Below are 13,564 nucleotides of genomic sequence, written 5' to 3'. Positions count from 1 at the left end.
ATCTAAAGGTGTGTTCACAAACCTGTGTGACAAGGGGCGGGGGCGATTTTTCACAGGACCGTGCACAAAACACGGCAAATGTTTCAATTTCAGCGCAACTCACTTAAGTATCGTAAAATAACCGGCGTGAAAGATTACAAGAAGATGACATTTAGCCCCGACATCACCGAACAGCTGGCCCGGGCACGGGCGGACCTGCGCATGGGCGTGCCCGTTGTGTTTCTGGGCGACGCACCCGTTTTGGTAATCGCCGCCGAAACGCTGACACCACAGCGTCTGTCGGGCCTTCTTGCATTGGGCGGGGAGCCGGTTCTGGCCATCACAGCCCGCCGCGCCGAAACGCTTAAGGCGCGCGCCTATGACGGCACGCTGGCCCGTGTGTTGTTGCCATCAGACGCAACGACAAGATGGGTGCAGGGGGTCGCAGATCCTGCTGATGACCTGCGCAACCCTATGAAAGGGCCAATGAAATGCGCACGCGGCGGGGATGCCACAGCCCATGGTGCCGCGCTGCAGCTCGTAAAATCGGCGCGCCTGTTGCCCGCTGCAATCGTACTAGACTTGCCCAATGCAGCCAAATTCGCAGCTGAACACGGGCTGACAACGCTATTATTGCAAGCCTCCCTGCCCGTGCTGGCCGTGCGCAGCCCATTGCATCCGGTGGTTAACGCGCGGCTCCCGATGGAGGCGTCAGAGGCAGGCCGCCTGCATATTTTCCGCCCCGATGATGGCGGCGAAGAACATTACGCCATCGAAGTCGGTCGCCCCGATCGCGCCAAACCGGTACTGGCACGGTTGCATTCGGCCTGCTTTACCGGCGATGTAATGGGCAGTCTGAAATGCGATTGCGGGCCTCAACTGCACGCAGCACTTGCGCAAATGGGATCCGAGGGGCATGGCGTCTTGCTATACCTGAACCAAGAGGGCCGTGGCATCGGTCTCGCGAACAAGATGCGCGCCTATTCTTTGCAAGACCAAGGATTTGACACCGTTGAGGCAAACCACCGCTTGGGCTTTGAAGACGACGAACGTGATTTTCGCATCGGGTCTGACATCTTGAAGTCATTAGGATTTTCCGCCGTTCGACTTTTGACAAACAACCCCCGCAAAGTCGAAATGATGGAGGCAAGCGGTGTCAAAGTTGCCGAACGCGTTGGTCTGAAAGTTGGGGAAAACCGCCATAACACCGCATATCTTGCGACCAAGGCAGCCAAGTCCGGGCATCTTTTGTGACTCCAGACGACATGGTTTTAACCCCTATGGGGTTGCGGTTTCAGGGCACGGTTTATCCCTGTACCATAGGCAAAACCGGCATCACCTCGCATAAAATGGAAGGGGACGGTGCAACCCCGCGCGGCACCCACAGGATCGTTGGTATGCTGTACCGTCCTGATCGCATGGCACGGCCCACTGATTGGGCAAAGCCGATTGGACCGCTCGACCTATGGTCGGATGATGTTAATGATCGCGACTATAACAAGCTGGTGCGTGCGCCCTACCCGCACCGACATGAACAACTACGCCGCGCTGGTCCACTGTATGACCTGATCATCCTGACCGATTGGAACTGGCCCTACGCCGTAAAGGGACGCGGCTCAGCGATCTTTATACACCAGTACCGCAGGCCGGGCTTCCCGACCGAAGGGTGTATCGGGCTATCACGCAGGCATCTGCACCGTATCGCGCCACGTATCAAACATCACACCCGGTTGATTATTGCGTAGGCTGGGTGCCAACCCACAACCGCCTTAATCCACCAAGGCCCCTTAACTAGCCACCCGTTCACCAAATATTGCCGATCCCACACGCACATGCGTCGCGCCCAGTGCAATCGCTTTCTCAAAATCGCTGCTCATCCCCATCGATAGACCGTCCAGCCCGTTGCGTGCGGCAATCTTGGCCAGCAGTGCGAAATGCAACGCCGCTTCCTCATCTACCGGCGGGATGCACATCAAGCCACGCACCGGCAGATCAAGCCCCTGACATTCCTTGATGAACGCATCCGCTTGCGCTGGCATGACGCCAGCCTTTTGATCTTCTTCGCCCGTATTCACTTGGATAAACATATCGGGACAACGCCCTAGCTCTTGCGCCAATCGGGCAAGGGTTGTGGCCAGTTTCGGACGATCCACGGTGTGAATAGCATCAAACAGCGCCATCGCGGCGCGCGCTTTGTTAGATTGCAGCGGCCCGATCAGATGCAGATTAATACCGTTAAAATGCTGCTTGAAGTCCGGCCACTTGCCTTCGGCTTCTTGCACCCGGTTCTCACCAAAGCAGCGATGGCCCTGTTCCAGCACGGCCTGAACCCGCGCATTTGGCTGAACTTTGCTGACAGCGATCAATGTGACGCTGCCCGGCGCGCGGCCTGCGTCCTGTTCTGCGTTTGAAATGCGTGTGGTGATGTCGTGCAAGCTCATATGTCGCCCTCTGTATCTGGGCGCACAAAACAACAGCTTTGCACAAAAGAAAAGGGGCAGACCAAAGGCCTGCCCCAAATCGATAAGTATTCAAGTCAACTTAGAAGTTGAAGCGAACACCCAAGTCAGCGCTTGTGTCGCCGTTCAGACGCTTGGCAACACCACCACGCAGCGATGTACCACCGCCCATGCTGTGGTTAAAGTCGATGCCGTAGCCTGTGTCATCTTGAGAATCATCGTCAGCAACATAAGCTTGAACGTTTGTGGCTGCGCCAACGTCAAAGGTTGCTGCCAGAACAGTCCGTTTACCGGTTGTACCGTTGTCAGCATAGGCCAGTGTCAGGTCTGCTGGACCCATTGTACCGCTTGCGGAAACGGCAAACTCTGTGTCTGCATCGCTATCGGAGTCTTGGCCACCCAGAGCAAAGGTATAACCAGCAACGGAGTAGGACACGTGAGCAGCAACACGATCGTTGGTGTCAGAAGCGGACAGGTGCATACCGAAGTCGCCCATGGAGTACATCACTTCAACACCGTTGGAACCGGCTGCACCGCTAGAACCGGACTGATACGCGTCAGCTTTAAAGGCGTATGCAGTGTAGTCATAACCCAGACCAGTCAGGCCCAGATCGATTGGGTACATGCCAGGCATAAATTCGATAGCACCGTAGATGTTACCAACGCCGACTTCCAGACCACCGCTGCGCGCGAAGAAGCGAGCACCGTTCATTTTTGTACCAGCTGGACCGCCGGTTTTGACGTCATCGTCGGTGCCGAATTCGTCATCAGCGCCTGCATCTACGGTGCCTTCATCTGAGTTGTTTTGCTGAAAGCGAACGCGTGCACCGAATGTGACGCCTGCGTCAGATTCTGCTGTTGCGTCGATGTTCAAGCGGAAGCGGCTTGTCACGTCTGTGGAGTTAGTGTCCGCAGAAACGTCGTCTGTATATGCTACACCAAAACGGGCGTAGCCGCCAAATGTTACGTCTGCTGCTGCTACGCCGGCGGTCGCGACCAGGGCTGTTGTAGCGAAGAGAACTTTTTTCATGAGTTATCCCTCGGTTTGAATTCATATGCCCAGACCGGGGAATCCGGAAAGGGTATGAGGGGTCTTTTCCGCCTTTGCCCCTGTTTTGGCAAGGATCGTGCTTGGCTTTGAGGCAATGTTGGAGACTCTGATGCAGCTTTGCCACAGTACATGGATCACAGTGCGCGCTCGAGCCGCGCCGCCTCACCGCGCCAATCCGCGCTGAACGCCTTATGCTATTGACGTGATTACATTGCGCTTGCCGATACTACCTTGCTTGTTTAGACCAGTGTCCAAATAGGCAAAGGACGGCTGGAATGGCGCACGCTTCGGTATTTAAATGCACAATCGCCTTTATGGCGCTAGCAACGCTAGGCGCCTGTGGCAGCTTCGGCTTTGGCCCACCAACTGGTCCTTCCGCAGAGGAACGAGCAGGCCCAAACGTCCCTGGTAACATCGAAACAGACCAAGAGAATACGATTTGGTCGATCTTCAACCGAAAGAACACCGACACCAGCGTATCTGTAAACAAATACCTGTGGTCTGCATCCCTCGAAGTGCTGAACTTTTTGCCAATCCAGTCGATTGATCCTTATACTGGCGTGATTGTCACAGGATATGGCACGCCTCCCGGCGGCAGCCAGTCCTACCGCGCGACCGTATTGATTGACGACCCTGCACTTGATGGGCGGTCTTTGAACATTGCGCTGCAAACGCGCGGCGGCCGCATGGCGAACAAGGCAACATCCCGCGCCGTTGAAGATGCCATTCTAAGCCGCGCCCGCGAGATGCGGATTGCCGATAACAAGTACTAAGCCCGCACTTAACACATTCTCCATTCCAACGCCGGGCCACGCGCTAGTCGCTCGCTCGGCGTTTTTCGTTTGATAAGGTCTGCCAAGATGTCCCGCTATTCCCCCGCCGAAATCGAATCCCGCTGGCAAGCCGCCTGGGAAAAAGACGACATATTCAAAGCTGTCCGTTCCGCCGACAAGCCAAAGTATTACGTGCTTGAGATGTTCCCCTATCCGTCGGGGCGCATCCACATGGGCCACGTGCGCAATTATACGATGGGTGACGTGATCGCGCGCTACAAGATCGCGACAGGGCACAACGTATTGCATCCCATGGGTTGGGACGCCTTTGGGATGCCAGCGGAAAACGCGGCTATGGCCATCGGCGGCCACCCAAAAGACTGGACATATGGCAACATCGCCGACATGCGCGGCCAGATGAAACCGCTGGGCCTGTCTATTGACTGGTCCCGCGAATTCGCCACCTGCGATCCAGAATACTATGGCCAGCAACAGGCGCTCTTCCTTGATTTCCTTGACGAAGGTTTGGTCTATCGCAAGAACGCCATCGTGAACTGGGATCCGGTAGATATGACCGTTCTGGCCAACGAACAGGTCGAGGCAGGTCGCGGCTGGCGGTCTGGCGCGTTGGTTGAACGCCGCGAACTGACGCAGTGGTTCTTTAAAATCTCGGACCACTCCGAAGAATTGCTGAACGCGCTCGACAGTCTTGATAACTGGCCCGCCAAGGTCAAACTGATGCAAGCCAACTGGATCGGCAAATCACGCGGTCTTCAATTTGCCTTCTCGACCATTGATGCGCCTGATGGTTTTGACCGGATCGAAGTGTACACAACCCGCCCCGATACGTTGCTTGGTGCCAGCTTTGTCGGTATTTCGCCCGATCACCCGCTGGCCAAAACGCTCGAGAGAGATAACCCAGAGATCGCCGCGTTCTGCGCCGAATGCCGCAAGGGGGGCACCACCGAGGAAGCCATCGAGACAGCTGAAAAGCTGGGGCTAGATACCGGCCTGCGCGTGCGCCACCCCTTTGACACATCGTGGGAACTGCCGATCTATATCGCCAACTTCATCCTCATGGATTATGGTACCGGTGCTATTTTCGGCTGCCCGGCCCATGACCAGCGCGATTTTGAATTCGCAACGAAATATGGCCTGCCGATTACATCGACCTTCCTGCCATCCGAAGACGCTGACCCAAAAGTAACCGAAGCCTACGTTCCGGCAAAATCCGAGCGTGTGTATTACAATGGCGGTTTTGCAGGCGAGAAATGGCAGACCGGCGACGAGGCCATCGCCGCCGCGATTGAAGCATGCGAGACCCAAGGCGTCGGCCAAGGCGTGACCAAATATCGCCTGCGCGATTGGGGTCTGTCCCGCCAGCGTTACTGGGGTTGCCCTATTCCTGTGGTACATTGCGAGGCATGCGGTGTGGTTCCCGAAAAGAAAGAAAACCTGCCCATCGAGCTGCCCTATGATGTCAGTTTTGACACGCCCGGCAACCCGCTGGACCGTCACCCGACATGGCGCGACTGTGCCTGCCCGTCCTGCGGTGCGCCCGCACAGCGTGAAACCGACACGATGGACACTTTCGTTGATTCGTCGTGGTATTTCGCCCGCTTTACCGCGCCCCATGCCGATACACCGACCGTCATGGAGGACGCTGAATACTGGATGAACGTCGATCAGTATATCGGTGGCATTGAGCACGCGATCCTGCATCTGCTGTATTCGCGCTTCTTTGCCCGTGCGATGCAGATTACGGGGCATCTGCCTAAAAAGGCGATTGAGCCTTTTGACGCGCTATTCACCCAAGGCATGGTGACGCACGAGATTTACCAAACTGAGGGCGAGAACGGCCGCCCCGTCTATCATCTGCCCGAAGACGTCACCGACGGCAAACTTGCCGATGGCACAGCGGTCGAAATCATTCCCTCCGCCAAAATGTCGAAGTCGAAAAAGAACGTTGTCGATCCGCTAGGCATTATTGCCAGCTATGGCGCGGATACGGCGCGTTGGTTTGTTCTGTCTGATTCCCCGCCCGAGCGGGACGTGGAATGGACAGCATCGGGGGCCGAAGCGGCCTATAAACACCTTGGCCGCGTTTGGAATATCTCGAACCGCATTACCGAGATGGTGAAAGATGCCAGTGGCGACGGCGATGACGACCTGCTGCGCGCCATGCACAAAACCATTCACGATGTGACAATGGGCGTCGAATCCTTTGGCTTTAACGCAGCCATTGCCAAGCTTTACGCATTCACTGCGACGCTGCATAAATCCAAAGCCGGGCACGCAGCGCAGCGCGAGGCGATCATGACCCTTGCGCAGCTTATGGCCCCGATGACCCCGCATCTGTCCGAAGAAATCTGGGCAGCCCAAGGCGGTGCGGGTCTGGTCACCACTGCGCCTTGGCCAAAAGCGTCCGAAAAGATGTTGGTCGATGACACCGTGACGCTACCGATCCAGATCAACGGCAAACGGCGCGCCGAAATTCAGGTGCCCGCCGATATGTCGAAAGAAGAGGTTGAAAAGATCGCGCTAAGCCACGAAGCTGTAATTCGTACCCTAGATGGTGCCACCCCGAAAAAGGTGATCGTAGTGCCAGGACGGATCGTCAATGTCGTTGCCTAACCGCCGCTTCTTGCTGGCGTTGCCTTTGCTGGGGTTGGCCGCGTGCGGATTCCAACCCGTCTATGGCCCCAGCGGCACCGGTACGGTCTTGCAAAACAGCGTTGCAGTGGACCCGCCCGGCGACGTGTACACCTATATCCTGGTTCGCGAGGTCGAGACACGGCTGGGACGCCCTGCTCCGGCCAAATACGGCTTGGCCCTGACTGTTTCCGCCAGCACGGAAGGCCTGGCGGTTGATACGGCAAACAGCACCAGACGGTATAACTTGATCGCCAAGGCCGGATTTACGCTGCGCGATCTGGAGACGGGGCAAATCGTGTCCTCTGGCAATGTCGAGAATTTTACCGGGTACTCTGCGACCGGGTCGACTGTCGCGACATTTGCCGCTGAACGTGATGCGCGAAAACGCCTGATAACAATGCTGGCCGATCAGATCGTGAACCGGCTTTATGCTGTCGATCTGAACCCATGAAACTACCGCCCCGCGACGCCACCGCCTATTTCAAAAAACCTGATCCAAACAAGACAGGTTTGCTGATCTATGGCAGTGACGCGATGCGCGTGGCCCTGAAACGCCAAGAATTCCTGAAGGCGCTGCTGGGGGCCAACGCAGAAGAAGAAATGCGGCTGACCCGTATCCAAGCGGCCGATCTGCGTCGCGATCCGCCGATGCTGCTGGATGCGTTAAAGGCGGTGGGCTTTTTCCCCGGCCCCCGCGCCGCTTTTGTCGAAGATGCGAACGACAATATTGCCAAAATTCTGATCGACGCGCTGGCCGATTGGCAGCCCGGCGATGCGCAGATCGTTGTGACAGCTGGCGATCTCAAGAAAACATCAAAGGTGCTCAAGGCGTTCGAGGCCCATAAAACCGCCTTTGCCACACCGATCTATGACAATCCCCCCGACCGCGCCGAGATCGAGCGTATTCTATCCGAGGCCAAGCTAAGCCCCGAACCTGATGTCATGGGATCGCTGAGCGAGCTTGCCCGCGTGCTGGACCCCGGCGATTTTCGCCAGATGGTCGAAAAGATCACCTTGTACAAAATCGGTGACACCGGTCCGCTGACCGCCGAAGACGTTGGCAATTGCGCACCCACGTCGACCGAGGCCGAAGTTGACGATATCCTGCATGTCGTTGCCGAAGCCCGTGCCGGCGATATCGGGCCTGTGATGGCCAAGCTGCAAGCCCAAGGCGTGAATGCAGTGACCTTGATCATCATGGCCACGCGTCATTTTCGCACGCTCTACCGCATCGCCAGCAATCCTGGCGGTCAGATTTGGGGTGTGCGTGACCGTGACCGCGCCATGCGCCAGGCCAAAAACTGGGGCGCGGCCAAGCTGGAAACCGCATTGACCGTGCTAACAGATACCGACCTGACGCTGCGATCAGCAGGCCAACATGCGCCGACCATGGCGCTGGTAGAACGGGCGTTTATCCGGCTGGCAATGCTGGGATCAAAACGCTAGCGTGCCCCGAAAACCTTGGGAGAGACACTTAAATGTACAAAGTCATCGGATCCACCAAATCCCGCGCGCTGCGCGTCATGTGGATGCTGGAAGAGCTGGGCCAACCCTACGAACATGTCGCCTGTGGCCCACGGTCGGACGAGGCTAAAAAATACAACCCGTCTGGTAAAATCCCGGCATTGGTTGATGGCGACGAGATACTGACAGATTCCGTGGCGATCATGCAATATCTGGCTGACAAACACGGCAAGCTGACCGCCCCCGCCGGAACGCCTGCGCGCGCGCATCAGGACGCTATGACCCTGTGGTTGATTGACGAAATGGATGCGATCCTGTGGGCCGCGGCCAAGCACAGCTTTGTCTTTCCCGAAGAACACCGCGTCCCCGAGATCAAGCCAAGCCTAAAAGCTGAATTCGCACGTTCCGCCAAGATTTTGTCAGATCGGCTGGACGGGCCGTTTCTGATGGGCGACGAGATCAGCGTACCTGATCTTCTGGCCACGCATTGCATCAACTGGTCCATCGGCGCGGGGTTTGACCGCGTGGATGACAAACTGGGCGCTTGGGCGAAATCCATGCGCGACCGTCCGGCGTTCAAGGCGGCCGCAACCAAAGAAGGCTAGCCCTTTTGCGCCCATGCGGCGGCATGTTGCCCCGCCCAACGGCCTGTCGCAAGGCAGGCCGAAATAAGATAGCCGCCTGTCGGTGCTTCCCAATCCAGCATCTCGCCCGCGACGAAAACACCGGGGCGATTGCGCAGCATCAGCGCATCGTCCACGGCGTCGAATTTCACCCCACCCGCCGTCGAAATCGCCTGATCCATCGGACGCAATCCACCATGCTTGACTGGCAGCGCCTTCAGCAGCTTCGCCAGCGCCTTACTATCTTGCGGCAACGGTCGCGCCATTTCTTGAAATACAGCGATCTTGACCGGATCAAGCTTGAGCGCTTTGCGCATGAAATTTGCCATGCTCATCTTGCCGCGCGGCTGATCCAGCTTTGCCGCAAGCGCCTCGGCCGATTGATCGGGCAACAGGTCCAGCATCAAAGGATGCCCCTCACGCAGGCCACGCGACACTGTATAGACGCCGCCACCCTCAAACCCGTCACGCGAAATCATCGCCTCGCCGCGCGAGCGATAGGTGCCCGATTTCAGCGCGATCCCCTTGAGCGCCTTACCGAAATGCGCTGCCATATGCGGTGACCAGTCCATCGCGATGCCAGCGTTAGCGGGCGCAAATGGGGTGAAGGGCGTATCGCCGGCCAGAACCTTGGCCCATTCACCGGTCGACCCAAGCCGCGCCCAGCTGGCCCCGCCCATGGCCAAGACAGTGACATCGGGTTGCACCATCTGCGTGCCCTCGGGCGTCTCGAACACCAACTTGCTGCCGTCCCACCCGGTCCAGCACCATCGCGTGTTGATCTGAACCCCAGCTTCGGACAGACGCACCAGCCAGGCCCGCAACAGTGGCGAGGCCTTCATCACCGTTGGGAAAACACGTCCCGTTGAGCCTGTGAACACCTCTTGCCCCAGCCCCGTGGCCCATGCCTGAACGGCATCCCCGTCAAACGCTGAAATGATCGGCATCAGCGGGTCTTTGGCATCGGTAAACGCGTTCATAAACCTATCATGAGGCTCGACTTTGGTCAGGTTCAGTCCTGATTTTCCCGCCATCAGAAACTTGCGCCCGACCGAGGGTTTGTGATCGCAAACCGTGACAGACATCCCTGCATCCGACAGCATTTCAGCGGCCATCAGCCCGGCAGGGCCCGCACCAATCACGACAGCGTGCTTTTGTGTCTGCGCTTCAGTGGTCATAAGGATACCTTTGCGGGAGATACGGATTTAGAGACTTGCCTTAACCCCAATGAAAGTGGATTGCACCATGGTCCGGCTAAAAGAGCCCAAGCAAGAGAGAGACTGAATGCGACTTTTGATTATTCTGGCGTCCCTGATCGCCCTAACTGCATGTGGCGTGCCCTTCGTACCGCTTGTCTAAGGCGGCCCCCTAGCCGTCTGATAATCCCGATTGCAGGGCGCACATCGCTTTGATACCCGCCGCGATTTCGGGCGTGGCCGCGACGGTGTCTGCCACGATCTGCTGGGCCGTCTCCAGCAACGCTTCGGGTGCGGTAATCCGGTCGATCAAACCAAACATCAGCGCGTCCTCTGCGGTGATCTTTTGTCCGCCCATCAGGATCAGCTTGGTCCGTGCAGGCCCGATCAGCGCGGCCATCCGCGCCGGATCGCTGGGTTGCGGCAAAAAGCCCAGCTTCATCACCGGATAGAAGAACTTGGCCGTGGGCACTGCAATGCGCAGATCGCTGGCCAGCGCCATCCCCATCGCCCCGCCCGCAAGCGTGCCGTTCATCGCGCAAATGCTTAGCCCCGGCAGCGCAGCAATGGCCCCCGATAGCCGTTCCCAAATGTCTGACGTGGCAAGGCCCGCGCGAGCTTCGTCCAGATCAGCACCTGCGCTAAAAACCTTGCCTTGGCCGGTCAGTATCACGGCCCGTGCCGCCTGCGCGTCCTCCATAAACTCGGCCAGTGAGACCAGCATTTCATGGGTGAGGGAGTTGGCCTTTTCGGGCCGGTTCAGTGTCGCCATCCAGATGTCACCTGCGCGGGAAAAATCGATCATATCAGCCCGATCTCTTTGCGCAGGTTCTCGTCACGAAGAGATATTTCCTCGCCACAGAAACGATCTGCTGCAGAGCTGCACATCCAAAGCAATGCACGCGCAGGCCAATCGGCGGGAATATGATCTTCCCACGCCAGTTCGCTCACGGGGTTGATGCCGCTTGCCTTGATCTCGCGCTGCATCTGGGTGGCCACGGTGCCCGGCGACAAACCGATGACGCGAATGCCGTTGGCGCTTTCCTCAAGATGGGCAGACCGTCCCAGCATATTCACCGCCGCTTTCGAGGCGCAATAGGCGCTCCATGCCTCTATCGCGTTATGCGCGGCACCTGAACTGACGGTCAGGATCGTCCCGTTGCCAGCGTTTTTCATCACAGGCAACGCGGCGCGCATCCCGTTATAAACACCCTTGAGGTTGATATCGATCGCTTGCCCCCATTGATCAGGGTCAGAACTGGCCAAATGCGTGATCGGATCAATCACACCCGCATTGTTGATCAAAACGTCAAGGCGGCCAAACGCCTGCATGGTTTTATCAACTGCCGACGCCATTTCGCCAAAGCGTGCCACATTGCAAGGGATCGCGATGGCCTGCTGGCCGATTTCGCCCGCCAGATCCGCAATTGCATCTTGGGATCGGGCCAAAAGCACAACATTTGCACCCGCTTTGGCGAAACTGCGTGCAGCTTCCGCACCGATGCCGCGACTGGCCCCCGTGATCATGACTGTCTTGCCTGTCATTTCCATGTCGATACTCCCGAATTTCGGCCATTCATGGCGCGTAGATTTACCAATCAAATATATTCAGTCGATACTTAGCACCTGCATAAACCGATACCAGCCTAAAGCCCAACCTTGGCCAAAAGCCGCCTTGCCTTGTATCGTGAGCAAGGCCTAATTATCTACTTGGCGTAGCCAAACCGGCGCAAGTAACCATCCGACAAAGGAATTTTCATGATTATCCGATTTAACACTATTTTGGGCGGCTCCGCCCTTGCTCTTTTGTCGGCCGTACAGAGCGTATCCGCAGATATTACACCCAAAGACGTCTGGCAGGACTGGCGCAGCTATATGCAAGGTACGGGGTATCAGCTGACCGGGAACGAGAACATAGCCGGTGACACGCTGACTGTCACCGACATCCGGCTGGAATCGGGTGCCCAAGGCGGGCAAGGGGAAACGGTCATATCCATGAACACCCTCAGCTTTGAGCAGAACCCTGATGGCAGTGTCGCTGTCATTTTCCCCGCCCTGATGCCGGTATCCGTGGAAGCCGCCTCAGGTGTCGGGGATACTGACACCGTCCGTTTGTCGGTAACGCTCACTCAATCGGGTCATGAAATGCTTGTCCGTGGCACGCCCACCAATATGAGCAACACCTATAGTGCCGAAACCGTCGGTCTGAGCATTGATCAGCTGACTGTGGGCGATGAAACGCTGGACGCGAACACGCTGCAGATGACCATAGCGATGCAGGATGTTGAAAGCGAAACAAACAGCACGTTGGGCGCGATGCGCACGTATACGCAAACTGCGTCGGTCGGTGCTATCACCTATGACCTAAACTTCAAGAACCCCGACGAACCCGCAACCTTTGCCATACAAGGCAAATCGGCCGACTTGACCGTTAAAGGCAAAAGCCTTTTGCCGCTCACCCTGGGGCAGGTCACCGATGTGGCGGAGCTTTTGCGCGCGGGTATGGATGCGTCCGCTACGATCACAGTGGGCAACGCCACCATGACCGCAAACATCAAGGACCCCAATAGCGGGGATATGGCAATTGCAATCGCCGCCGAAGACGGCACGCTGACAGTTGAAACCAGCGCCGATGGGATCAGCTATGCCGGTACGCGCGAAGGCATGACCGTCTCGGTGCAGCCGCCGGAATTTCCGTTCTTGCTGTCCTTTGCCATGGAAAATTCCGCGTTCAACCTGACCGCCCCTGCGATAAAATCAGACACACCGCAACATTTTGCTTTGGGTCTGAACCTGAGCGGTTTCACCATGTCGGATATGGTTTGGGGCATGCTAAACCCCCAAGGCAGCTTGCCGCGCGATCCCGCCTCGATCTCGCTGGATATGACAGGGACTGCGACGATGTTGACCGATTATATGAATATGCAAAACGCCGGGCAAATGGCGGGCGCGATGGAAATGCCCGCCCGCCCCGAAAGCATTAAGCTGAATTCGCTGATCATCGACGCCCTTGGCGCGCGGCTGACAGGCTTGGGCGCGGCGACCTTTGAAAACGCAGATCCCACGGCGCAGCATAGCACGCTGAAACCCGCGGGGGCTGTCGATTTCAAACTGGTTGGCGGCAATACCCTTTTGAATACACTCGTAGATTCCGGACTGTTGCCCGCGCAAACAGCAATGGGTGCGCGTATGGTGATGGCGATGTTTGCTGTACCCGGCGACGGGGATGACACGCTTGAAACAAAGCTCGAATTCACGAGATCCGGCGCAATTTTGGCGAATGGCCAGCGGATTAAATAGACCGCTTGCCCCAACTGCGCGCGCCGGTCCCTTGCGAACAGGGATCGGGGCAGCTAGCTACATT

13 protein-coding genes are annotated in these 13,564 nt (G+C 57.3%); 8 read left to right on the top strand and 5 right to left on the bottom strand.

Annotated features, from left to right (window positions below; all coding sequences use genetic code 11):
* Positions 1-144 precede the first annotated feature (144 nt).
* Both ribA and BM347_RS10965 read left to right on the top strand, forming a co-directional pair.
* Entirely contained in the window at positions 145-1,233 is a 1,089-nt protein-coding gene (gene ribA / locus BM347_RS10970) for a GTP cyclohydrolase II (protein WP_093916627.1), read from the top strand.
* Positions 1,230-1,724 (top strand): L,D-transpeptidase family protein, encoded by a 495-nt coding sequence (locus tag BM347_RS10965; RefSeq protein ID WP_093916503.1) that lies wholly within the window; start codon positions 1,230-1,232, stop codon positions 1,722-1,724. The genes ribA and BM347_RS10965 overlap by 4 nt, the downstream gene beginning before the upstream one ends.
* Positions 1,725-1,766: 42 nt before the next feature.
* On the opposite strand, the gene BM347_RS10960 is transcribed toward BM347_RS10965, so the two are convergent.
* Together BM347_RS10960 and BM347_RS10955 are read right to left on the bottom strand one after the other, a co-directional pair.
* Positions 1,767-2,420, bottom strand: a complete 654-nt coding sequence (locus BM347_RS10960) for a YggS family pyridoxal phosphate-dependent enzyme (RefSeq protein ID WP_093916502.1) — start codon at positions 2,418-2,420, stop codon at positions 1,767-1,769.
* Between the two features lie 100 nt (positions 2,421-2,520).
* Complete coding sequence (locus BM347_RS10955; RefSeq protein ID WP_093916501.1) at positions 2,521-3,468, bottom strand: porin; 948 nt, start codon at positions 3,466-3,468, stop codon at positions 2,521-2,523.
* A 335-nt stretch (positions 3,469-3,803) separates the two neighbouring features.
* On the opposite strand from BM347_RS10955, the gene BM347_RS10950 reads away from it, so the two are divergent.
* The 5 genes from BM347_RS10950 to BM347_RS10930 all read left to right on the top strand — a co-directional run bounded on the left by BM347_RS10950 (position 3,804) and on the right by BM347_RS10930 (position 8,986).
* Positions 3,804-4,262 carry a DUF3576 domain-containing protein gene (locus BM347_RS10950; RefSeq protein WP_245764248.1) on the top strand — a complete coding sequence of 153 codons (459 nt, stop codon included), beginning with the start codon at positions 3,804-3,806 and terminating at the stop codon, positions 4,260-4,262.
* Between the two features lie 87 nt (positions 4,263-4,349).
* Complete coding sequence (leuS, locus tag BM347_RS10945; protein ID WP_093916499.1) at positions 4,350-6,896, top strand: leucine--tRNA ligase; 2,547 nt, start codon at positions 4,350-4,352, stop codon at positions 6,894-6,896.
* Positions 6,883-7,368, top strand: coding sequence for an LPS assembly lipoprotein LptE (gene lptE, locus BM347_RS10940; protein ID WP_093916498.1), 486 nt, complete (start codon positions 6,883-6,885; stop codon positions 7,366-7,368). Before leuS ends, lptE begins: the two co-directional genes overlap by 14 nt.
* Positions 7,365-8,363, top strand: a complete 999-nt coding sequence (holA, locus tag BM347_RS10935; protein WP_093916497.1) for a DNA polymerase III subunit delta — start codon at positions 7,365-7,367, stop codon at positions 8,361-8,363. Before lptE ends, holA begins: the two co-directional genes overlap by 4 nt.
* A gap of 32 nt (positions 8,364-8,395) precedes the next feature.
* Positions 8,396-8,986 (top strand): glutathione S-transferase family protein, encoded by a 591-nt coding sequence (locus tag BM347_RS10930; protein ID WP_093916496.1) that lies wholly within the window; start codon positions 8,396-8,398, stop codon positions 8,984-8,986.
* On the opposite strand, the gene BM347_RS10925 is transcribed toward BM347_RS10930, so the two are convergent.
* The 3 genes from BM347_RS10925 to BM347_RS10915 form a co-directional block, all read right to left on the bottom strand.
* Entirely contained in the window at positions 8,983-10,182 is a 1,200-nt protein-coding gene (locus BM347_RS10925; RefSeq protein WP_093916495.1) for a TIGR03862 family flavoprotein, read from the bottom strand. The genes BM347_RS10930 and BM347_RS10925 overlap by 4 nt on opposite strands.
* Before the next feature lie 190 nt (positions 10,183-10,372).
* Positions 10,373-11,005 (bottom strand): enoyl-CoA hydratase/isomerase family protein, encoded by a 633-nt coding sequence (locus BM347_RS10920; RefSeq protein WP_093916494.1) that lies wholly within the window; start codon positions 11,003-11,005, stop codon positions 10,373-10,375.
* The gene (locus BM347_RS10915) at positions 11,002-11,751 is read right to left on the bottom strand and encodes an SDR family oxidoreductase (RefSeq protein ID WP_093916493.1); all 750 of its coding nucleotides are present in this window, start codon (positions 11,749-11,751) and stop codon (positions 11,002-11,004) included. The genes BM347_RS10920 and BM347_RS10915 overlap by 4 nt, the downstream gene beginning before the upstream one ends.
* Positions 11,752-11,958: 207 nt before the next feature.
* Between BM347_RS10915 and BM347_RS10910 the strand changes: the two genes are divergently transcribed.
* Positions 11,959-13,500, top strand: a complete 1,542-nt coding sequence (locus BM347_RS10910) for a DUF2125 domain-containing protein (protein ID WP_093916492.1) — start codon at positions 11,959-11,961, stop codon at positions 13,498-13,500.
* Positions 13,501-13,564 lie beyond the last annotated feature (64 nt).

The sequence above is a fragment of the Sulfitobacter marinus genome, assembly GCF_900116285.1.
GTDB classification, from domain to species: Bacteria; Pseudomonadota; Alphaproteobacteria; order Rhodobacterales; family Rhodobacteraceae; genus Sulfitobacter; species Sulfitobacter marinus.
Note: the sequence above shows the minus strand (reverse complement) of the source record. Positions and strands in the feature narration are given on the sequence as shown.